Here is a 20,375-nt window from a genome sequence, read left to right on the forward strand (position 1 = left end):
AATAGCAGGTTGAACTTAGGCAATTATGGCAAAGCGCATTATCTATAACGAAAACGCCCGTCGCGCCCTCGAACGAGGCATGGACATCCTGGCTGAAGCTGTGGCTGTTACCCTAGGTCCCAAGGGTCGTAACGTGGTGCTAGAGAAGAAATTTGGCGCACCACAAATTGTCAATGATGGTGTGACGATCGCCAAAGAAATCGAATTAGAAGACCACGTAGAAAACACTGGCGTTGCTTTGATTCGTCAGGCTGCTTCTAAAACCAACGATGCTGCTGGTGACGGTACAACAACTGCAACCGTGCTAGCTCACGCAATGGTCAAAGAAGGCTTAAGAAACGTTGCTGCTGGTGCAAATGCGATCGCCCTCAAGCGCGGTATTGACAAAGCTACCGGCTTTTTGGTAGAGAGCATTGCTAACCAAGCTCGTCCGGTAGAAGATTCTAAAGCGATCGCTCAAGTTGCGGCAATTTCGGCTGGTAACGACGAAGAAGTCGGTCAGATGATTGCCCAAGCAATGGACAGAGTAGGCAAAGAAGGCGTAATTTCCCTAGAAGAAGGGAAATCTATGACCACCGAATTAGAAATCACTGAAGGGATGCGCTTTGACAAAGGCTACATCTCTCCTTATTTTGCGACCGATCCCGAACGGATGGAAGCAGTGTTTGATGAGCCTTATATTTTGCTCACAGACAAGAAAATCGCTTTGGTACAAGACCTCGTACCAGTGTTAGAGCAAGTTGCTCGTGCTGGTCGTCCTTTGGTGATTCTCGCCGAAGATATTGAAAAAGAAGCTTTGGCAACTTTGGTTGTGAACAGACTGCGTGGCGTTTTGAACGTTGCTGCTGTCAAGGCTCCTGGATTTGGCGATCGCCGCAAAGCGATGCTCGAAGATATCGCCGTTCTCACCGGTGGTCAACTAATCACCGAAGATGCTGGTTTGAAGCTTGACAACACCAAGCTAGATATGCTAGGCAAAGCTCGCCGCATCACCATCACCAAAGACAACACCACAATTGTTGCCGAAGGTAACGACGTTGCTGTGAAAGCGCGTTGCGAACAAATCCGTCGTCAGATGGATGAAACCGAATCGAGCTACGACAAAGAAAAGCTGCAAGAGCGTTTGGCTAAACTTGCTGGTGGTGTCGCTGTCGTGAAAGTCGGTGCAGCTACCGAAACCGAAATGAAGGACAAGAAGCTGCGCTTAGAAGACGCTATCAACGCTACCAAAGCTGCTGTGGAAGAAGGTATCGTTCCTGGTGGTGGTACAACTCTCGCTCACTTGACACCTCAGCTCGAAGAATGGGCAAATGGCAGCTTGAAGGGTGAAGAGTTGATTGGTGCTTTGATTGTAGCTCGTGCCTTGCCTGCTCCTCTGAAGCGGATTGCTGAAAACGCCGGTCAGAATGGTGCGGTGATTGCTGAACGTGTGAAAGAGAAGGAATTCAATGTTGGCTACAATGCGGCGACTAACGAGTTTGTCGATTTGTTTGGCGCTGGTATTGTTGACCCTGCGAAAGTGACTCGTTCTGCTTTGCAAAACGCTGCTTCTATCGCTGGTATGGTGTTGACAACCGAATGTATCGTTGTTGACAAGCCTGAGCCTAAGGATGCTGCTCCTGCTGGTGGCGGCGGTATGGGCGGTGGCGACTTCGATTATTAAGGTTTATTAACCCCCCTTATTTTTGACGGCTGTCTCCTGCGGGAGGCGGCTGTTTTTTTGAGGAACGTAGACGCGAAGGGCTTGCCGCAGGCTACCGCAGAGGCGCGGAGGTCGCAGAGGAGGAGAGGGTGTGGACTAATTTAAGATTAACGAACCGCCAAGGTGCCAAGAGCGCCAAGGAAGAGGGGGAGAGGGTGTGGACTAATTTAAGATTGAGGTTTTGTTTGAGTGTTAAAGACTTGCGCTCCTAATTCAAAGGCTTCTTTTTTCTCTTCATCAGTTAAGTAACGGTTGTCGGCGGGATGGTGAGGATCGCCACCGGCTTCTAGATATCGCTGTCTAGCTTGGGCAAAAATTTCTCTCAGTCTTTGATATTTTTGCTTTTCTAATAATGTTGGTTCTTTCATAGTTCTGATGCCCAAGAAATAGGAGCTATCTCGCCATTTTGCAACAGGAGTGCTGTAGGTAAAATGCGGCTAGTAGTGGTGATGTAGTAAAATCCCCTTTCCTCATCATAAAACATACCTTCAAGCAGTCCTAAAGTTTCTAAAGCATTGAGGACGAGATATTGTGCTTCTGTTGGCTCCATGAATGCTGAAATAGATTAACTTTAGGAATTTTACAGGAATAGGCAGCAGAAAGGCGATCGCCCTACCAACAGCATATTAAATTAACCACACGCCCGCGCAGAGGAGGAAGAGAGAAGTTATTTGTTTGATGACACTAAAGCTGTAATCTGCTGTAGAATGTCGTTTTGTTCCTGTTTAATTGTTTCGAGCCTGGTTAAAAGTTTTGCCAGTCGTTCGTTGTTTGGCTGCGAGGTTAAGGCAGAAGTGGAATTGTCTGTAAAGATGTTTAGGGGTTTAAAGCTGAATTTGAATAAAGACTGAACGAGTTTGAAAGGGGCAATTAGTGTGACTAATAAACCTTTCTCAATCAAACGACTGAAAGCTTTAATGAATTGCCAGAGAATAAAGATAGTTAACAGTATTATGACTATGCTATAGATTGGGTGATTAACTCCCCACATTAGTGATTTAATTGTCCAGGAAATGGCTGGATGAGCATCAATCCAAAGTTTAAGTGTATCCAATCGATGATTGATAAAATCATTGACAGCCTTTTCAATTGCTGTAGAGGCAGCATTACTCAGTTGGTCTGCTTTTTGAATAGTATCTTCTAAAGAATTCTTACTTTTTTCAAAGGTTTCTACGATAGAACCTTCCGCAAGTTTGGCAGTTTCACTTATGGTATTTACTGCTTTTCCACTTGCTACGCTAACATTATCAACTGCCTTAGTTGCAGTTTGACTCAATGAATAAGAAGCTTGTTCAGCTGTTTGTGTAACACTATAAATAGCTGCATTAGTCTTTTCAGCCACCATATCGGTTGCTTTGGCAGCTACCTCAGTTAAAGAGCCTTTTGCTTTGTCCGTAACTTCAGCAACTGTATTTACAGCTTTACTAGTTGCTGAAGTTACGGTACTAACTGCTTTGCCAACATTTTCATTTAAATAATTGTTTGTTTTTTCGGCTGTTTCGGATACAGTGCTGAGGGATTTATTAGTTAATTCAGTTAGAGAGTCAAATGTTTTGCCAGTCTTTTCATTCAAAAAATATTTTGCATTCTGGAAACTATTAGAAACTTGTTCAGCTAATTTTTCGCTATCTATTACACTCACCATATTGCCCTCAATAGCAGTTTTTTTAACTGATACAGATTATCATCTATGCCAAAGAATTAGGCTCAGGGTAGATACGGACATTTGTGGATAAAACTTCTGAAATTCAGTAATTTTGTTTATATTAAAACACGAGCGCACCTCCCAATTCTCCGATTTCTTCTTGGCGCTCCTAAAAATTAAGAGCGGTTAATAAATTCTTCCGGATCGATACCAGCTTGCTTTAAAATTGCACGTAATGTTCCCTCAGGCATATCACCGGAATGATTGGGAATAGTAGTATAATGATTAGTTTCAGGATTAAACCAAATTTCATGACTTCCTGCGGCTTGACGAGAAAAAACAAAGCCAAAGGTTTTGAGTATTCTAATAATCTGTCTGTAGCTAAACCCAGCTAACCTACCCATGAATTGACTACTGACCTACAACTAAAGGATAGTTAAACTGTTCGGCTATTGGTTGCAAATAATCTGATTCCTTATCCTGAGATTGTGCTTCCAATAACTTACGCGCTACATCACGAGCAATTTCTAAAGTTTCAGCAACCGTCCGTCCTTGAGCGACTAAACCTTGAAGCTCATCTGATGTTGCTAAATAAACACCTTCTGGTAATTTTTCAATATGGATGTTAAGTAATTTTTCCATTTTTTGATGCAGTTGTTATTTTTAATAGTTACGTTAATACTATGATATCGCTTTTTTGAACTCAAGCGATATTTTGCGACAAGCCTCTCTGCGTCTACGCACTCTAATAATTTCCCCTATAAACTTGGCTTTAGCGGTATCTCAATCACAAATTTTGTACCTTGACCTAGTATTGAATCACACCATAATTTACCGCGATGCTTTTCAACTACTATTTGATAGCTGATAGATAATCCTAAACCAGTTCCTTTACCTACAGCTTTAGTAGTAAAGAAAGGGTTAAATAATTTAGAGCGAATGTTCTCTGGAATACCTACGCCATTATCACGAATGGAGATTAATACCTTATTTTCATTTGTTAGTTGGGTATGAATCCAAATTATCGGCACTTGAAAATTATTAGTTACTTCTATTTCTTCTAGTGCATCAATGGCATTTGCAATTAAGTTCATAAATACCTGATTTAACTGTCCGGCATAGCATTCAACTAAAGGCAAGTTACCGTATTCTTTAATAACTTGAATTTCTTTTTGGTGATTTTGTGCTTGGAAACGGTGCTGTAAAATCATTAATGTATTGTCAATACCTTCGTGAAGATCCGCTTCTTTAAATTCGGCTTCATCTAAACGCGAAAAGCTTCGCAGTGATAAGACAATTTCCCGGATGCGAGTTGTACCAACTTTCATCGACTGAAGAATTTTAGTTAAGTCTTCGGTGATAAAGTTGATATCAATTTCATCAAGTAACTCTTGAAGTGATTCCGGTGGATTTGCATAATGTTGTTTATATGCTTCAAGCACTTGCAGAAGGTCTTGTGTATACTGATTGACGTGGGTAAGATTGCCGTGGATAAAATTCACCGGGTTATTAATTTCATGTGCGATTCCGGCAATCATTTGTCCCAGCGCTGACATTTTTTCATTATGCACTAACTGAGTTTGCATTTGTTGTAGTTCGTGGAGTGTTTGAGAAAGTTCTTCTGTCCTTTGAGTAACACGAACTTCTAAGACTTCGTTTGTCTGTTCTAGTTGTTGATTTGTTGTCTCTAAAGCTGCAAAAGAATCTCGCAATTGCTGTGCCATTCTATTAAAAGAACGAGCAAGAATATTCAGTTCGTTAACCTGAGTTTCTTCGACAATTTGATTCAGTTTTCCAATTGCAATTGCTTCTGAAGCTTGACTCAAACGTAGAATTAAACTGGTAATCCAGCTTGCTGTATACATTCCTAATAGAATTGCAACTGCCAATGCCGCTAAACATAATAAGATGGTTGTGCGAGTATTAGCGTTAATTTGTGCCATGAAGTCTGATTCTGGCATCGTCACAACTACGAGCCAGTCTAAACCATATTTATCTCGCCACGGAGTCACTTGTATAAACTGACGTTCTCCGTTGAAGATGATGTTAAACTCTTGATTATTCTGGATAGATTGAAAATTTTTAAACCTTTTTTGGAACTCACTACCAATACTGCGAATCAACGGATCGGGACTTTTAAGAACACTAAATCGTTCTGCTTTTCCATTTACTTTATGCAAAATCGAATGCTTACTAGAACTGCCAACCAGCATTTCATCGCGCTCGATGATGAAGACTTGCCCAGACGAACTGACTTTTAGGTTACGAAGAAAATCACTGATATTTGTTAGTAGCAGATCGATGGCGATTACACCGAGTTGCTTGCCGTTTTGATCGTAGATTGGATATCTGGCAGGTAAGCTGACATAATACTCAAATCCATTATTCAAAGTTGAGTTTTGGGTTTGTAGCGCTTTACCTTCTTGAGTGATTTTTACATTCCCTGGATCAAACGTAAAGATAGGACCCCAAATAGGTTTGCCTAATCGGGCTGCATCTTTATTGCCTTGTTGCGTCCAGGGATCAAACTCATAGCTTTGCAACAGTTTAGCGCGGTTTCCCCGGTTATCCGCAATATATTCTGACGCTTTGCCATCTCCAATTAAGTTTTCGTAGACTAGCAGATCGACACCGTTAATCCAGCGTCCCGCTCCAGCTTCTCTACCGTCGGTTAACACATAGCCGATGTATGTGATATCCTTAAAGGCTTTGGCTTGTCTAAAGAGATATTGCTCGTTTGCTTTTTGATTATTTAAATTGAGTTGTCCTGCGGAAATTGCATCCGCATTAAGTTGGCTCAGTTGCTGTGGTAACGCCAAATAAGTATCCAAATGTTCATCAACTTGCTGACTAGCTTTATCAATTAGCTGATTCGCCAGGTCATTAACTGCTTGTTGCCCATTTTTAAAGGAAAGATATCCCACCAACCCCACAGCCGCAAAGATTTGCAGCACAAAGGGAACGACAAGAATCAAGCGCAGAGGTATCGATTTAGTTTTCTTAGCAGGATGGGTGTTTCTGGGGTTCAACTGCATGGTCAAGAGGAATGTATAAAGTTACTTCACATGTGTAAATGCCACAGAACCAGTTTTCTTTCAACCTCTCCTGTTTTTTATATGTTTTTGCGTTCTCGATTTATCCGTGGCAGGTATTTTTCAGGAGAAGTAACTTTATAATTCCCGAAAAACTCTGGAAAATATTTATTAGTATGGGTAATTAACTTACCTTAATAAGATTACTAAGATTTTTTCCATCCCACACCAATGAGCCAAACTAACCCGGAAACAACACCGCTATACACCCTCAATCCACTAACCCGATTTTCTGACAGAGCAGCGGATTATGTAAACTATCGACCAAGCTACCCAGCCGCAGCAATTGATATTATCTTGGAAGGGTTAGCACCACCGACGCAACTTTTAGCCGCAGATATTGGTGCGGGTACTGGTATCTCCTCGCGGTTGTTGGGTAAACGCGGAGTTAGCGTCATTGCTGTTGAACCAAATGCAGCGATGAGAGAAGCAGCCGAACCTTCACCCCAAGTAGAATTTCGCGATGGAACAGCAGAAGTTACTAACTTAGCTGATGCATCGATTGATTTGGTAACTTGTTTTCAAGCTTTTCATTGGTTTAATCCAGAACCAACTTTGCAAGAATTCCACCGCATTTTGAAACCATCGGGACGGTTAGCGGTAGTGTGGAATAATCGCGCTCAAGAAGATGCTTTTACTGGTGAATGTAACCAATTAATACGCGCAGCATCGAATAGTGAACGAGTAGACGAGCGGATGAAATTTGTCGATCCACTGTTAGTAAGTCCGCATTTTGTTAACCTGCGCGAATATACTTTTGTTCATCGGCAAGAATTAGATTTAACAGGACTAATTGGTCGTTCTATGAGTTATTCTTACGTTCCTCGTGAAGGACTAATGCAGCAGCAACTCGTTGTTAGTTTGCAAGATTTATATCAACGCTTTGCCAATGAAGATGGTTTTGTTTACATGGTTGATAGCACTAGTGTGAATATTTTAGAAGCAATTGAAAGTTAAAAATAGAAGATAAAGTAGGGTGCGTTATGCGCTTCGCGCTCCGCACCATATTTTAAGCAAAGATGCGAAGTTTTTTCTGAGCGCATTTGCGCCAAATTTTCATGATTTCTTCAACCTAATATCAAATTTTAAAATGGCAAAAGCTCGTTATGAAGGATATTCTGAAGGCACTCCGACAAAGTTAGTTAAAGAAACTTTTGGTGATACTAAAGTTTATGCTCAAAATGCTAAATCTATACTAAATCCGGCAACTGGTTTTATCGCTGCTTATGATTTTACTTTAAATCCTTATCGGGGTTGTCAATACGGATGTAGTTATTGCTATGCTGCGGCTTTTAGTCCTAATTCTCAAATGCGGCAAGATTGGGGAAAATGGGTAATTATCAAGGAAAATGCTGCACAAATTTTAGAGAAGGAGTTAGAAACCTGGTATAAGAAAAATCCTCACAAATTTCCGAAAATTTACATGAGTAGCGTTACAGATCCTTATCAACCAATTGAGTCTAAACATCAGCTAACGCGCTCTTTGTTGGAGGTGATGCTTGAATATCGTCCAACGTTGGTGATTCAAACTCGCAGCCCGATTATTACGAGAGATATCGATATTTTACAACGATTTCAGCGGTTGCGAATTAATATGAGTATCCCCACTGGTAGCGAGTCTGTGAGGAGAGATTTTGAAGCGCGATCGCCTAGTATCAAAGCCAGATTAAATGCTATTACCAAAATCAAACAAACTATTGACCCTTTAAAAGGTTTTATTCCGAAAGTTTCTATCACCATTACGCCTCTACTTCCCACCTTACCAGAAGATGAAGCCGCTTTTATTGAGAAATTAGCGATCGCAGATAGAATTGTCATTCAGGAATTTCACGCAAGCCATAATCGTTCGCTTGTAGCAGGAACCCGCGAAGAAGCACAAGGTATTAAGCAAAAATACGCTTGGTGGTATGACTTAGAACAAGTAAATTATATGAAGTTTAAAGAAAATTTAATTTCTCGTCTTCCCAGCGTGGAAATCAAAGAAGGAAAAGACGGCTTTGGTTATGAGTAATGCTATAGCAAATTGGTGGCGAAGTCAGCAATTTAAATCTGCCCTGAAGCGTGGTAATATGCAAGTTGCAAGAAAATTGTTGCAAGAAATTCAAAAATCTGGAGCAAAATTTTCTTGGTTAGAGAAGCTTTTTAGAGATAAGCTTCAGTTAGAAAGTTATTCGCAGCAAGATAAAAGAGAGGTAGCTAATTTAAGCTTTAAATTAACTGAAGCACTTCAGCAACTAGATAATTTCAATACTGAAGTAGCTTTCGAGAAACAAGATAATTTTCTCTTCCAGCCAGACGCGGAATTTATCAATTTTGTCTCAAAAGCATTTAAGTTAATAGAACATGATGACAACAAGCTACAATCAACAAGTTTGGATGAGCGTATATTTGATGACTTTGAAGCTCGATTAGTTGAATATATTAAAGAAGAATTTAGTCGGATACCTGATAACAAGTTAAAAATTAAAATAGAAGATGCTCTGGAAGATATTAACAGCTTAAAAAGTGGACAAGATCCAGACTACCGTTTTAGTCTGACTCCCCATGTCTACTTTATGAAGTATTTTTTAGAAAATGTCTACTGCATTTACTTAGCTTGGTTTTTGATTTACAAAGCTGGTTTACTACCAAATAAGATTAACATACTTGATATTGCCGCAGGTCCGGGAACAGTTGCTTATAGTTTAGCTTTATTTTTACAAAGTACTAGCGGCTTTTTCGATATCCCGCAAATGCATATATCTTATTATTCTTTAGAAAAACAAGATGCGTTTCAATTTCGAGGGTTACAATTTTGGCGACGATATATAGAATCGCGAAAAACGCCTGTAAATGCTTACTTTCGCTTTGTGACTGACGACATCTTTACTTGGAATTCTCAATCTAGTAATATACCAAAAGACTTTTTTGACTTTATAACTGTTTCCCATTGTTTTTTTAACACTCCAGTTAAAAGCCTGCAAGCAAATAATATCTACAAACAAATATTTGCTACTAGATTAAAGCCACAAGGTTACGTGCTGCTAATTCTTCAAGACAAGAAGCTATTTAAAGCTTATGATGCTTATCAAGTAGAAGACCAAGAACAGGAAAAAAAGCTGGTAAATAAATTCTTGGCAGAACTTGGGTTAGAACTTGTGTGGTATAAGTATCTTACATCGACAGGCTCAAGAACACCTTATTCGGCTGTTGAGTTTGCAAAATTTGCTAAAGAGAAATTACATAACCAACTGTATATGAGTTCGATGATTCAAAAGTATCTTGGTCATAAGTATGAAAAGCACTATATTGTAGATGATTATGTAATATTGGCGAAAAAATCTTAATATTAATTTATGATAATTTGTGAATCAATGTAACCATCAAACAGCATCAGAAAATGGCTGGCATGGCAAACTTAATTTAGTGTACGCCGATCGCCTGGGGACAACTGCCCTAATTTCCAACTCGCATCAAGCCCCGTTGAAGGTACAGCGCCCGTTTTATCCAGAAGGACAGCAAATTTGTCATAGCGTGATTTTACATACGGCTGGGGGCGTTGTGGGAGGCGATCGCCTTTCTCTTAATTTCCACCTTCAACCGAACACTCAAGCATTAATTACTACAGCGGCTGCTAGTAAAATTTATCGCAGTAATGGCACTCAAGCTAAACAAAGCGTCAATATACAAGTTGATGCTGGCGCTTGTTTGGAATGGTTCCCCCAAGAAACTATTGTTTTTAACGGCGCAATTTATCGGCAAGATTTACGGGTAGAATTAGCTACGAAAGCTAGTTATTTAGGCTGGGAAATTACTCGATTTGGTCGCAGTGCTAGAGGTGAGAAATTTGTGCAAGGAGAATGGCGCAATCATACTGAAATTTGGCAGCAAGGCAAACCGTTGTGGATTGATAGACAATGGTTACCGGGTAATGAAGAAGTTTTCCACAGTCCCCACGGCTTGGCTGGGCAACCAATTACAGGTAATCTAGTTTGGGTGGGAGGTGTCGTGAGCGCGGAAATAGTTGATAAAGCACGCAATTTGTGGTGTGGTAAAGGTGAAGCTGGGGTTACTCGTTTAGAAAATGGATTTTTGTGTCGATATCGTGGTTCTTCAACCTCTGAGGTGAGAAACTGGTTTATTGATGTTTGGCAACTGCTGCGGATGTCTTTTTCAAGTCGTGGAAATTGTATACCCAGAGTTTGGCAAATTTAAACGAACGAGGAAAGAGGTAGAAATGCAACTTACACCGCAGGAGAAAGATAAGTTATTGATTTTTACAGCTGCTTTGTTAGCTGAAAGACGTAAAGATAGAGGTTTGAAGTTGAATTATCCGGAAGCTGTGGCTTATATTTCTGCTGCTATTTTAGAAGGGGCAAGAGATGGGCGAACTGTTGCAGAATTAATGAGTTATGGTGCAACTCTCTTGAGGCAAGATGATGTAATGGAAGGTGTGCCAGAAATGGTGCATGAGGTGCAAGTGGAGGCGACTTTTCCTGATGGGACTAAGTTGGTAACGGTGCATAATCCTATTAGATAAGCTTACGCAAAGGCACAAAGTATGATTCCAGGGGAAATTATTACGCCAGAAGGGGAAATTGAATTAAATGCGGGGTGTTCTACTGTAAGACTGCTCGTGGCAAATACAGGAGATAGACCAATTCAAGTTGGTTCCCATTTTCACTTTTTTGAAGTTAACGCGGCTTTAAATTTTGAAAGAGAACAAGCGCGAGGAATGCGTCTTGATATTCCTGCGGGGACTGCTGTCAGGTTTGAACCAGGTGATGAAAAGGAAGTTACTTTAATTCCTCTTGCTGGTACGCGTCAAGTTTATGGTTTTAATGCCAGAATTAACGGACATTTAGATACTTAAAATCATTAGATGCTATTCTAATTAAACTAGGTAGGGAATAAATGCTACGTACCTACGATTGAGTTAGCAACTACCGTTGTAGCCGCAATCAAATGTTGTGCAAAAGTAGCATATCCATTCGGACAACGATTTTTGAGAATTGCTAAATCAATCTCAAAAGCAAGTTTCCATCGAATTTGTAGAGGGCGTTGATTGCTACTATTTTCATAGAGATATGTTGATTGTGCGATCGCATTTTCTAAAATACCTTTTCCACCATCTAATTCTTCTAAATTTTCTAGAGGTTCAAGCTCTAAACCTAAAATCCTTGACACAGTTTGAGTGTCTGCCAACAACCACATTTCAAAATTTTTAATTGCTAAACCTCCTGCACTGCGATCACTAATTTTTTGCTCATTAACATCCAGGTGATTATCACGGATTTTATTTAAAGCCCGTTCCAAGTCAATTTGCCTTTGCTGAAGCTTATCATCTGCATCAACCACAATTAGGATCATATCAACTTCTTCAGGTTTCCACGCGATAATCACCTGTGCTAAATATTTTATATCTAAAATTGAGTGTCCTACACGCCGTTTAAAGACTCGACTCTCGCTGATGGATGGATGTCTTTGTACAAAATCACAATCAGGCAATCCCAAATTATTAATTTCTCGTCTGATTATAGTATGAAGTGCCCCTTCTCTATCTCTTTCAATAACTTTTCCACCATCTTCTGGTTTAATATAGGGAATACTTGCTCCGAGTTCTGCTTCTCCCTCAGCAATTAGCCCAATACGAATCGCCCGATTCATACCGGATTACCTCCAAACACATTCGTAAACCAAAGTTCACCTAATGCTCCATCATAAGCTTCTAGGGCTTTTTGGAAGCGTTCCGAATCAATGGGTAAGGCATGAATTTGAGTTTTACCTTCGGTATCTAACTCAACAGCACGCACTTGGTGAGGTTCGACATAATTTAGCAACACGGGAGAATGAGTTGTGATTAATACTTGAACGGGTTTACCTGTAATCCCCTCTGTGGAAATTATTTGCAATAATTCCATCATTTTGTGTAACAACCAAGGATGAACTCCGTTTTCTATCTCTTCAAAACAAATAATACTGGGGGTATTTTCTTGATAAAGTGCGGTTAGAAATGCCAAAATTCTAAGTGTACCATCAGATATATCCGAAGCAGGGATATGATGTTCAGAATATCTGTCGATTAATTCCAGTAAAAAAGTTCTATCTTCTCTACGCAGTAAAGAAATTCTCTGTATATTAGGAACAAGCCGTGTCAAACGTTCCTCCAATTCATCAAACCTTTTACGATTACTGAGCAAAATATCAGCTAGAGCATCAACAATTCCCTGTCCTGTTTTATCCATTCCACCAGTTGATGGAATATTATTAGAGAGACTAATTGGGGCAAAATCATAAATACTAACTTTTCTGATTGCCTTGGCTAGAGGATAATCCAAATAATTATTAGAAACTAAAAAATCTCTTAGATTTAGTGTATATTTATCTTTTATATTAACAGTATTGCCGGAATATTCTTGACGATTAATAGTCACTATTCGCTGAGGATATTCAATATGAATTGATATAGATGAAATGGATTCCTGACTTTCTATATTTGGAAGACAACCAACCTCAAAGAAAAGATAATCTTGCTTACCCTGCCATAATTTTGATTCAATTTTCTGCTGATTTGTATTTACAGCTATTAAAGATTGAGCGAAAAAAGTTATTATTTCCTGCTGATTCATATTAATTATTAATCTTTCCAAAAAATTAGATAATACAAATAAAGCTTCACAAATATTCGACTTTCCAGAACCATTCGGTCCAATAAATACAGTTAATGGTTCTAAATCAACTTCGATATCAAAGAGGCTCTTGTAGTGCTGAACTCTCAGTTTAGATAACATTCTACCTCAGTTTTATATCTGCCTATATTCCAAATATCATTCTATATTTTCGCGTTTATAAATTCGCTTTAACTACCATTAAAATTTATTTACCTACATCTACGGTTACAACAAAATTATAAATTTATACAAAATTTCCTCTGAATATCTCTAAACTTGCTCAAAAATAATCAAAGTAACACCACCCCTACGAGTGCATTATGCCTTACAGAATGTCCCGTCGCGCTTATGCAGAAACTTTCGGTCCCACTGTCGGAGATAGAGTCCGACTTGCTGACACAGAATTATTTATCGAAGTTGAACAAGATTTCACAACCTACGGCGATGAAGTGAAATTCGGTGGTGGTAAAGTTATCCGTGATGGGATGGGACAATCTCCTATTTCTAATGCCGATGGTGCGGTTGATTTAGTAATTACAAATGCCTTAATTCTCGATTGGTGGGGTGTTGTCAAGGCAGATATTGGCATTAAAGATGGCAAGATTTTCAAGATTGGGAAAGCTGGAAATCCTTATATTCAAGATAATGTAGATATTATTATTGGTCCTGGAACTGAAGCTTTAGCGGGGGAAGGAATGATTCTCACCGCTGGGGGTATCGATACCCACATTCATTTTATCTGTCCGCAACAAATTGAAGTGGCGATCGCTTCTGGTATCACTACGATGATTGGCGGCGGTACGGGTCCTGCTTCCGGCACAAATGCCACAACTTGTACGCCTGGACCCTGGAATATTTACCGAATGCTGCAAGCTGCTGATGCTTTCCCCATCAATTTGGGATTTTTAGGCAAAGGCAACACCAGTCTACCTCAAGGGCTGGTAGAACAAGTTAACGCGGGTGCGATCGGCTTAAAGTTGCACGAAGATTGGGGAACTACGCCAGCAACAATTGATACTTGCCTCAGCGTTGCGGATGAATATGATGTGCAAGTGGCAATTCATACCGACACTTTGAATGAAGCTGGTTTTGTAGAAGATACGATCGCCGCTTTCAAGAATCGCGTTATCCACACATACCACACTGAAGGCGCAGGTGGAGGACACGCACCAGATATTATCAAGGTTTGCGGTGAAGGAAATGTATTACCATCTTCTACCAATCCGACACGCCCTTACACGGTCAATACTTTGGATGAACACCTGGATATGTTGATGGTATGTCATCATCTCGATCCAGCGATCGCTGAGGATGTGGCTTTTGCTGAGTCGCGCATTCGTCGCGAAACGATCGCCGCCGAAGATATTTTACACGACTTGGGCGCGTTTAGTATGATTTCCTCCGATTCTCAGGCGATGGGACGGGTAGGCGAAGTGATAATTAGAACTTGGCAGACAGGACATAAAATGAAGGTGCAGCGGGGAGACCTCTCCCCAACCCCTCTCCTACGAGGAGAGGGGCAAAGAGCAGATAATTTCCGGGCGAAGCGGTATGTTGCTAAGTATACGATAAATCCGGCAATTACTCATGGAATTGCTGAGTATGTCGGTTCGGTGGAAGAGGGGAAAATAGCAGATTTGTGTTTATGGCGTCCTGCTTTTTTTGGCGTGAAGCCAGAGATAGTAGTTAAAGGGGGAATGATTGCTTGGTCGCAAATGGGTGATGCTAATGCGAGTATTCCCACACCGCAACCTGTGCATATGCGTCCGATGTTTGGTAGTTTTGCAGGTGCTAAGAACGCCACATCGTTAACTTTTGTTTCGCAAGCAGCGTTAGAAAGAGAAATTCCCAGTCAGTTGAGTTTGCAAAAGCAAATTGTTGCAGTTTCCGGGACACGTCAATTGAGTAAGCGGGATATGAAGCTGAATGACGCGCTACCTCACATTGAAGTTGATTCGGAGACTTATGAAGTACGCGCTGATGGAGAGTTGCTGACTTGCGAACCTGCGACAATTTTACCAATGGCACAAAGGTACTTTTTGTTTTAATTCATGACCGAGCAATTTACTGATTATGATAGTCCTTGGAAAGAAGTTATTGAAAGCTTTTTTCCTCGCTTTTTAGAATACTTCTTTCTTGATGCCTACATTGTTATTGATTGGGAAAGAGACTATGAATTTCTCGATACTGAACTGCAACAGCTTGAACCTGATGCAGAAATTGGCAAGCGTTTAGTTGATAAAGTAGCGAAAGTTTGGCTGCTGGATGGTGAAGAAGCTTGGGTATTAATTCATGTGGAAGTTCAAGGGCAATATGACAGCAAGTTTGCCGAAAGGATGTATACATATAATTACCGCTTGTTTGACCGTCATAAAAAGCAAGTTATTAGCTTGGCAGTTTTAGCGGATGAATCAGCGAGTTGGCGTCCTTCAAGTTATAACTATCAACTTGGGGGATGTCGCGTCAGCTTAGAGTTTCCTATCGCGAAACTTTTAGACTATGAGGCTGACTGGGAAAGCTTGGAACAAAGCACTAATCCCTTTAGTATAGTCGTCATGGCGCATCTGAGAACTAAGGCGACAAACCGAAACCCAGAAAGCAGGCTACAGTGGAAATTAAGCTTAGTCAGAAGCTTGTTTGAAAGGGGATATGACCGAGAATACATTTTAGGATTATTTCGGTTTATTGACTGGGTGATGGTACTTCCAGAAGAACTGGCAAATAACTTTAAAACAGAATTGAGAAGTTACGAAGAGGTAAATAGAATGCGGTACGTAACAAGTATTGAAAGGCTAGCAAAAGCAGAAGGAATTGAAGAAGGTATTGAACAAGGAATTGAACAAGGTATTCTTCAAAATGCCAGAGATAGTGTGATTGAAGTTTTAGAAACGCGGTTTGGGGAAGTACCAAGTTCAATTGTGGAAGTTGTTAATCAAATTGAGGAATCGGCTGTGTTAAAAATGCTTCTAAAAAGAGCGATCGCTATTCCTTCAGTTGCAGAATTTGAACAACTTTTGTCAAATATCGCATCTCCAGAATAACCACCGATAATTAAACTGAGAAGTTACGAGGAGGTAAATAGAATGCGTTACGTAACAAGTATTGAAAGGCTAGCAAAAGCAGAAGGAATTGAACAAGGTATTCTACAAGGTATTCTACAAGGAAGTCGAGAAAATTTAATTGAAGTTTTAGAAACGCGGTTTGGACTCGTGCCAAGTTCGATTGTTGAGGTTGTTAATCAAATTGAGGAATCGGCTGTGTTAAAAACGCTTTTCAAAAGAGCGATCGCTATTCCTTCAGTTGCAGAATTTCAACAAATTTTGCAAAACATTGCATCTCAAGAATAACCACCGATTATTAAACGGCGTGAATGAGGTAGTAGCATTATGTTAGCTAATTCAGCCATATTTGAAGTTACCTGGGAAAAGTTACCAGACGATTTTGTTTTAGATGACGAGCCAGTGGATAATATTAATCAACCACCTTTAGCTGCTGCGTTAACTGAAAGCTTGGTGTTTGCGGGAAAATTACCCGCGAATGCTTTAACTACCACTAACTACGGTATTTGTGCCACTTTAAATAATAAGTTTGTGGTGAAAGCACCTGATTGGGGATATGTACCAGCAATTCGGGTGACACGAGAAGAGGTGACACGCAGTTATACCCCGCGACTTCAAGGAGATATTCCAGCGATCGTGATGGAATTTATTTCCGATACCGAAGGTGGAGAATATTCAAGTAAACCAACTTATCCACCGGGAAAGTGGTTTTTTTATGAACAGATTTTACAAGTTCCCAATTATGCAATTTTTGAACCCAGTACTGGAGTACTGGAAGTTTATCAATTGGATGATTCAGGACGCTATCAAATCCAAGATTTGGATGTAAATAATCGTTGCTGGATTGGAGAAATGAACCTTTTCTTAGGTATATGGCAAGGTAGCCGCGAAAATCGAACTGGCTATTGGTTGCGCTGGTGGGATGAAAGCGGAGAATTGCTGCTGTGGGGTTCGGAGTTGACAATTAGGGAACGTCAACGTGTAGAAGAGGAACGTCAACGTGCTGAGGAAGAACGTCAGCGTGCGGAGGAGGAACGTCAACGTGCTGAGGAAGAACGTCAGCGTGCGGATGATGAACGTCAACGTGCGGATGATGAACGTCAACGTGCTGATAGATTAGCACAACAGTTGAGGGCAGCGGGAATTGAACCGGAGGTGTAATGTAATTAGTTCATTTTGATTTAGGCGATCGCTATTATTCAGATTTCCGACTTCGCATAAGTTGTCGGGAATCTTGTTTTTTAAGCGATCGCATAAATTTTTCATGCAGTTTGAGTTATGCGATCGCGCTTCGCGTTCAATTAAGTTAAAAAGTTAAGATAAAGCTGACACAGCCTTTAGTTAAATTATTTATAGATATTCTAGACAATTAAAACACTATATTTATGTTGACAAAATACATAAAAGCTGCAATGCATCAAGCTAAATATAAGATTTTGTCAGATGATAACACCTTTTACGGAGAAATTCCTGAATTTCAGGGTGTTTGGGCTAACACAGATACTTTGGAAGTCTGTAGAGAAGAATTAGAAGAGGTTCTGGAAGAGTGGATTTTCTTACGGGTTTCGCGAAATCTGCCGTTACCTAATGTTTAAGAAGCGATCGCATAAATTTTTCATGCAGTTTGACTTGCTTTCTTCGATCGCCATTTATGCAATTAAGTTAAAAAGCTAAGATAAAAAAGTCAACTTACATCCCAACTAAACAATTATGCTAAGAGTGAATAAGAAAATTGTCACTGATGAAGCAATGCGTCCAGTAGCAGTTTTGATTGATTATCAAGACTGGCAAAGAATTGAGCAAATATTAAATGCTTATCAATCACAACAAGAAGATTTTGATTTAAATAAATACGCTGGTGTAATTCAACTCACTCAAGACCCTTTAGAATATCAGCAGCAAAGCAGGGATGAATAAACTTGACGCAGCCTTTAATATTGCTAGATACAAATATAGTCTTGTACTTTCTGGGTGGTAGGTTAGTAAATCCATTACCATCAGGACAATATTTTGTGTCCGTAATTACTGAAATTGAATTGTTATCTTATCCCAGCCTCAGTTCAAACGAAGAAACACAAATTATTGAGTTTTTGAATAAAATTACAGTTGTTGGTATTGATAGTAATATCAAAAATTTAACAATAGCACTTCGCAAACAATACAAACTTCGGCTTCCTGATGCCATTATTGCCGCAACTGCACAAAAATTGAATGCAATGTTATTTACGAATGATGCTAGGTTGAATAATGTAACACAAATTAACACTCAAACAGTGCAAATTGTGTAGTTAGTGGCTTGTCGCAAGATATCGCTCTTTTTCTCTTCAATGCGTAGACGCTGCATCGTCTTGTCTTCAAACATCGCTTGCTAGAACTTTACCATTTTTGAATAAAGCATAAGCTTTTATTATGTAAGTACCAGCTGTCGTTACTAACGCTTAAGTTTTGCTTATAATATGGAAGCTGTGGTTATGAAAATTAAAGCTGTGGTTACTAACGTTGAAGCTGTGGTTACTAACGTTAAAGCTGTGGTTATGAAAATTAAAGCTGTGGTTACTAACGTTAAAGCTGTGGTTATGAAAATTAAAGCTGTGGTTATGAAAATTAAAGCTGTGGTTACTAACGTTGAAGTTGTCGTTACGACATAACAAGAAAACACTGGGTTGTGCGATCGCTCCCCCTCTCCCCCTCTCCCCCTCTCCCCCTCTCCCCCACTCTCCCTACAATTTCTCCAACACCTCTGGTGTAAAGGGATTATTACCCGCTTGCAAGTCTTTCACCCAGCTTTCCCGTTGTTTCTTCTGATCAGCGTTGTCAGTTGATTCGATAAATACCTGAAAGTCTTCAATTGCACCTTGAAAATTACCAGTTAACGCTCTTGCTAAACCGCGACTATCGCGGATATAAGGATTATTAGGTGCAAGTTTCACTGCTTTTTCACAAGCATCGTTAATTACAATCTTGACATAACCTTGTAAGCTAGCTTGCCGGCAGAAACTATTCTCAGATTTAGCTAAATTTTCTTTTGTTGGCTTTAAGTTTTCAATTCTTTTATAAATTGCTTGTGCTTTGCTATATTCATCCTGCTTTAATTGTTCTTCAGCTTCGTCAATTAAACCGGCTATGTAAAAGTCTTGGGCTACTTTTTCGGGGTTATTTTGTACACCATCAATGTCTGGATTGATATCTACCTTGGGTTGGATTCGTTGTGCTTGTTTCAACTTGGCAACTGCATCGCGTATATCACCTTGTCTGGCAAGTTGTTTGCCTTGAGCAATAAATCCTTTGCTGGTAAAGTCTTTGGCAACAGCTTGGATGTTAGTTTCCACGTCACTAGGGGTATCTGTGTCCAGGTCAACTTTGGCATCTAGTTTCTGTGCTTGTTTCAACTTGGCAACTGCACCATCAAAATTACCTTGTGTGGCTAAGTCTTTACCTTGTTTAACTAAGGCTTCACTGACAAGTTTTTTGGTAACAGCTTGGGGGTTAGTTTGCACACCTTCAGTATTATCATCAAGGTCAATTTTCGCGTTTAGTTGCTGTGCTTGTTTCAACTTGGCTGTTGCACCGTCAACATCACCTTTATATGCTTGTTCTCTGCCTTGTTGAACTAAAGCTTGACTGACAAGTTCTTTGGCAACTTTTTCGGGATCGTTCTGCACACCATCGGTATCTGTGTCGAAGTCAATTTTGGCGTTTAGTTGCTTTGCTTGTTTAAACTTAATTATTGCACCATCAAAATCGCCTTTTTTGGCTAACTCTCTACCTGCAAACTCCAAGCGGAGAGAATCAGTTTTGACTTTCGGATTAATGTCTAATTTAGAGTCCCATTTTTTAGCTGTTTTGAACTTAGCAAGGGCATCTTCAAAATTACCATTTCTGGCGGAAGTTTCTCCGGCTGTCACCATAAATGGGACTGCTGCTAACAAAATATCGGGATTTTGTTCTTGACAAAATGTCAGTGGTTCTAAATCCTCTGGATGGGTAATCAGATAAGCTTTGAGCTTCTGACAACTTCGCGAAAGTAAATTATCTAAATCGAAGTACCAAATTTTGATCGTCTTGTCACCACTTCCAGAAGCAACAGTTTTGCCATCACTGCTAAATGCGACGCTAATTACAGCTTGGGAATGTCCAGTTAGGTTGTGAATTAGTTTGCCGATGCTGCTGTCCCAGATTTTGATGGTGTTGTCCAAACTTCCAGAAGCAACAGTTTTGCCATCACTG

General features: G+C 40.0%; 24 protein-coding genes. 15 read left to right on the plus strand and 9 right to left on the minus strand.

Features of this window, described 5'->3' with window-relative positions:
* Window positions 1-25 precede the first annotated feature (25 nt).
* Complete coding sequence (groL, locus tag PI95_RS05540; protein ID WP_039753705.1) at window positions 26-1,663, plus strand: chaperonin GroEL; 1,638 nt, start codon at window positions 26-28, stop codon at window positions 1,661-1,663.
* Window positions 1,664-1,869: 206 nt separating this feature from the next.
* On the opposite strand, the gene PI95_RS05545 is transcribed toward groL, so the two are convergent.
* The 6 genes from PI95_RS05545 to PI95_RS05570 all read right to left on the minus strand — a co-directional run bounded on the left by PI95_RS05545 (window position 1,870) and on the right by PI95_RS05570 (window position 6,382).
* Complete coding sequence (locus PI95_RS05545; RefSeq protein ID WP_052325850.1) at window positions 1,870-2,070, minus strand: hypothetical protein; 201 nt, start codon at window positions 2,068-2,070, stop codon at window positions 1,870-1,872.
* Entirely contained in the window at window positions 2,067-2,252 is a 186-nt protein-coding gene (locus PI95_RS05550) for a hypothetical protein (RefSeq protein WP_039753703.1), read from the minus strand. Before PI95_RS05550 ends, PI95_RS05545 begins: the two co-directional genes overlap by 4 nt.
* A gap of 117 nt (window positions 2,253-2,369) precedes the next feature.
* A complete protein-coding gene (locus PI95_RS05555; RefSeq protein WP_039753702.1) occupies window positions 2,370-3,347 on the minus strand; it encodes a hypothetical protein in 978 nt (325 codons plus the stop codon).
* 176 nt (window positions 3,348-3,523) lie between these two features.
* Complete coding sequence (locus tag PI95_RS05560) at window positions 3,524-3,751, minus strand: type II toxin-antitoxin system HicA family toxin (RefSeq protein ID WP_039753701.1); 228 nt, start codon at window positions 3,749-3,751, stop codon at window positions 3,524-3,526.
* A gap of 7 nt (window positions 3,752-3,758) precedes the next feature.
* On the minus strand, window positions 3,759-3,989 hold the full coding sequence (locus PI95_RS05565) for a type II toxin-antitoxin system HicB family antitoxin (RefSeq protein WP_039753700.1): 231 nt from the start codon (window positions 3,987-3,989) through the stop codon (window positions 3,759-3,761).
* Window positions 3,990-4,105: 116 nt separating this feature from the next.
* A complete protein-coding gene (locus PI95_RS05570) occupies window positions 4,106-6,382 on the minus strand; it encodes a sensor histidine kinase (protein ID WP_052325849.1) in 2,277 nt (758 codons plus the stop codon).
* Between the two features lie 228 nt (window positions 6,383-6,610).
* Here PI95_RS05570 and PI95_RS05575 point away from each other — a divergent pair, with 228 nt between their 5' ends.
* From PI95_RS05575 to PI95_RS05600, 6 genes are all read left to right on the plus strand, one after another.
* Complete coding sequence (locus tag PI95_RS05575; protein WP_039753698.1) at window positions 6,611-7,396, plus strand: class I SAM-dependent methyltransferase; 786 nt, start codon at window positions 6,611-6,613, stop codon at window positions 7,394-7,396.
* Window positions 7,397-7,529: 133 nt separating this feature from the next.
* Complete coding sequence (locus tag PI95_RS05580; protein ID WP_039754240.1) at window positions 7,530-8,450, plus strand: SPL family radical SAM protein; 921 nt, start codon at window positions 7,530-7,532, stop codon at window positions 8,448-8,450.
* Window positions 8,443-9,765: a hypothetical protein gene (locus PI95_RS05585; protein ID WP_039753697.1), complete on the plus strand. Its 1,323-nt coding sequence runs from the start codon at window positions 8,443-8,445 to the stop codon at window positions 9,763-9,765. Before PI95_RS05580 ends, PI95_RS05585 begins: the two co-directional genes overlap by 8 nt.
* A 19-nt stretch (window positions 9,766-9,784) precedes the next feature.
* Window positions 9,785-10,633 carry an urease accessory protein UreD gene (locus PI95_RS05590; RefSeq protein ID WP_039753696.1) on the plus strand — a complete coding sequence of 283 codons (849 nt, stop codon included), beginning with the start codon at window positions 9,785-9,787 and terminating at the stop codon, window positions 10,631-10,633.
* A gap of 22 nt (window positions 10,634-10,655) precedes the next feature.
* Window positions 10,656-10,958 (plus strand): urease subunit gamma, encoded by a 303-nt coding sequence (gene ureA, locus PI95_RS05595; RefSeq protein WP_039753695.1) that lies wholly within the window; start codon window positions 10,656-10,658, stop codon window positions 10,956-10,958.
* A gap of 21 nt (window positions 10,959-10,979) precedes the next feature.
* A complete protein-coding gene (locus tag PI95_RS05600) occupies window positions 10,980-11,291 on the plus strand; it encodes an urease subunit beta (RefSeq protein ID WP_039753694.1) in 312 nt (103 codons plus the stop codon).
* Between the two features lie 44 nt (window positions 11,292-11,335).
* On the opposite strand, the gene PI95_RS05605 is transcribed toward PI95_RS05600, so the two are convergent.
* Together PI95_RS05605 and PI95_RS05610 are read right to left on the minus strand one after the other, a co-directional pair.
* Window positions 11,336-12,085: a hypothetical protein gene (locus PI95_RS05605; protein ID WP_039753692.1), complete on the minus strand. Its 750-nt coding sequence runs from the start codon at window positions 12,083-12,085 to the stop codon at window positions 11,336-11,338.
* Window positions 12,082-13,209, minus strand: a complete 1,128-nt coding sequence (locus PI95_RS05610; protein WP_039753690.1) for an AAA family ATPase — start codon at window positions 13,207-13,209, stop codon at window positions 12,082-12,084. Before PI95_RS05610 ends, PI95_RS05605 begins: the two co-directional genes overlap by 4 nt.
* Before the next feature lie 200 nt (window positions 13,210-13,409).
* Between PI95_RS05610 and ureC the strand changes: the two genes are divergently transcribed.
* The 8 genes from ureC (at window position 13,410) to PI95_RS05650 (ending at window position 18,796) form a co-directional block, all read left to right on the plus strand.
* A complete protein-coding gene (ureC, locus tag PI95_RS05615) occupies window positions 13,410-15,137 on the plus strand; it encodes an urease subunit alpha (protein ID WP_039753688.1) in 1,728 nt (575 codons plus the stop codon).
* Between the two features lie 3 nt (window positions 15,138-15,140).
* A complete protein-coding gene (locus PI95_RS05620) occupies window positions 15,141-16,130 on the plus strand; it encodes an RpnC/YadD family protein (RefSeq protein WP_039753686.1) in 990 nt (329 codons plus the stop codon).
* 42 nt (window positions 16,131-16,172) lie between these two features.
* On the plus strand, window positions 16,173-16,436 hold the full coding sequence (locus tag PI95_RS05625; protein ID WP_039753684.1) for a hypothetical protein: 264 nt from the start codon (window positions 16,173-16,175) through the stop codon (window positions 16,434-16,436).
* Window positions 16,437-16,475: 39 nt separating this feature from the next.
* Window positions 16,476-17,309 carry a Uma2 family endonuclease gene (locus PI95_RS05630; RefSeq protein ID WP_039753681.1) on the plus strand — a complete coding sequence of 278 codons (834 nt, stop codon included), beginning with the start codon at window positions 16,476-16,478 and terminating at the stop codon, window positions 17,307-17,309.
* A gap of 224 nt (window positions 17,310-17,533) precedes the next feature.
* On the plus strand, window positions 17,534-17,743 hold the full coding sequence (locus PI95_RS05635) for a type II toxin-antitoxin system HicB family antitoxin (protein ID WP_039753680.1): 210 nt from the start codon (window positions 17,534-17,536) through the stop codon (window positions 17,741-17,743).
* A 115-nt stretch (window positions 17,744-17,858) separates the two neighbouring features.
* Window positions 17,859-18,065 carry a RelB antitoxin-like protein gene (locus PI95_RS05640; protein WP_039753679.1) on the plus strand — a complete coding sequence of 69 codons (207 nt, stop codon included), beginning with the start codon at window positions 17,859-17,861 and terminating at the stop codon, window positions 18,063-18,065.
* A gap of 20 nt (window positions 18,066-18,085) precedes the next feature.
* Window positions 18,086-18,436 carry a type II toxin-antitoxin system VapC family toxin gene (locus tag PI95_RS05645; RefSeq protein WP_268896664.1) on the plus strand — a complete coding sequence of 117 codons (351 nt, stop codon included), beginning with the start codon at window positions 18,086-18,088 and terminating at the stop codon, window positions 18,434-18,436.
* Between the two features lie 183 nt (window positions 18,437-18,619).
* Window positions 18,620-18,796 (plus strand): hypothetical protein, encoded by a 177-nt coding sequence (locus PI95_RS05650; RefSeq protein ID WP_163518637.1) that lies wholly within the window; start codon window positions 18,620-18,622, stop codon window positions 18,794-18,796.
* A 72-nt stretch (window positions 18,797-18,868) separates the two neighbouring features.
* Here the strand turns inward: PI95_RS05650 and PI95_RS05655 are convergent.
* A partial coding sequence (locus PI95_RS05655; RefSeq protein WP_507236757.1) for a WD40 repeat domain-containing protein occupies window positions 18,869-20,375 on the minus strand: 1,507 nt, incomplete at its 5' end.

It is taken from the genome of Hassallia byssoidea VB512170, assembly GCF_000817785.2.
GTDB lineage: Bacteria > Cyanobacteriota > Cyanobacteriia > Cyanobacteriales > Nostocaceae > Hassallia > Hassallia carrinoi.

What these genes read in the sequence shown, in the direction of transcription:
- PI95_RS05640 (WP_039753679.1), top strand. Translation starts at nt 17,859, where the DNA reads ATGCTAAGAGTGAATAAGAAAATTGTCACTGATGAAGCAATGCGTCCA.
- PI95_RS05620 (WP_039753686.1), top strand. Translation starts at nt 15,141, where the DNA reads ATGACCGAGCAATTTACTGATTATGATAGTCCTTGGAAAGAAGTTATT.
- PI95_RS05650 (WP_163518637.1), top strand. Translation starts at nt 18,620, where the DNA reads ATGAAAATTAAAGCTGTGGTTACTAACGTTGAAGCTGTGGTTACTAAC.
- PI95_RS05560 (WP_039753701.1), bottom strand. Translation starts at nt 3,751, where the DNA reads ATGGGTAGGTTAGCTGGGTTTAGCTACAGACAGATTATTAGAATACTC.
- PI95_RS05605 (WP_039753692.1), bottom strand. Translation starts at nt 12,085, where the DNA reads ATGAATCGGGCGATTCGTATTGGGCTAATTGCTGAGGGAGAAGCAGAA.
- PI95_RS05570 (WP_052325849.1), bottom strand. Translation starts at nt 6,382, where the DNA reads ATGCAGTTGAACCCCAGAAACACCCATCCTGCTAAGAAAACTAAATCG.
- PI95_RS05550 (WP_039753703.1), bottom strand. Translation starts at nt 2,252, where the DNA reads ATGGAGCCAACAGAAGCACAATATCTCGTCCTCAATGCTTTAGAAACT.
- groL (WP_039753705.1), top strand. Translation starts at nt 26, where the DNA reads ATGGCAAAGCGCATTATCTATAACGAAAACGCCCGTCGCGCCCTCGAA.
- PI95_RS05630 (WP_039753681.1), top strand. Translation starts at nt 16,476, where the DNA reads ATGTTAGCTAATTCAGCCATATTTGAAGTTACCTGGGAAAAGTTACCA.
- PI95_RS05580 (WP_039754240.1), top strand. Translation starts at nt 7,530, where the DNA reads ATGGCAAAAGCTCGTTATGAAGGATATTCTGAAGGCACTCCGACAAAG.
- PI95_RS05600 (WP_039753694.1), top strand. Translation starts at nt 10,980, where the DNA reads ATGATTCCAGGGGAAATTATTACGCCAGAAGGGGAAATTGAATTAAAT.
- PI95_RS05625 (WP_039753684.1), top strand. Translation starts at nt 16,173, where the DNA reads ATGCGTTACGTAACAAGTATTGAAAGGCTAGCAAAAGCAGAAGGAATT.
- PI95_RS05635 (WP_039753680.1), top strand. Translation starts at nt 17,534, where the DNA reads ATGTTGACAAAATACATAAAAGCTGCAATGCATCAAGCTAAATATAAG.
- ureA (WP_039753695.1), top strand. Translation starts at nt 10,656, where the DNA reads ATGCAACTTACACCGCAGGAGAAAGATAAGTTATTGATTTTTACAGCT.
- ureC (WP_039753688.1), top strand. Translation starts at nt 13,410, where the DNA reads ATGCCTTACAGAATGTCCCGTCGCGCTTATGCAGAAACTTTCGGTCCC.
- PI95_RS05610 (WP_039753690.1), bottom strand. Translation starts at nt 13,209, where the DNA reads ATGTTATCTAAACTGAGAGTTCAGCACTACAAGAGCCTCTTTGATATC.
- PI95_RS05585 (WP_039753697.1), top strand. Translation starts at nt 8,443, where the DNA reads ATGAGTAATGCTATAGCAAATTGGTGGCGAAGTCAGCAATTTAAATCT.
- PI95_RS05565 (WP_039753700.1), bottom strand. Translation starts at nt 3,989, where the DNA reads ATGGAAAAATTACTTAACATCCATATTGAAAAATTACCAGAAGGTGTT.
- PI95_RS05555 (WP_039753702.1), bottom strand. Translation starts at nt 3,347, where the DNA reads ATGGTGAGTGTAATAGATAGCGAAAAATTAGCTGAACAAGTTTCTAAT.
- PI95_RS05545 (WP_052325850.1), bottom strand. Translation starts at nt 2,070, where the DNA reads ATGAAAGAACCAACATTATTAGAAAAGCAAAAATATCAAAGACTGAGA.
- PI95_RS05575 (WP_039753698.1), top strand. Translation starts at nt 6,611, where the DNA reads ATGAGCCAAACTAACCCGGAAACAACACCGCTATACACCCTCAATCCA.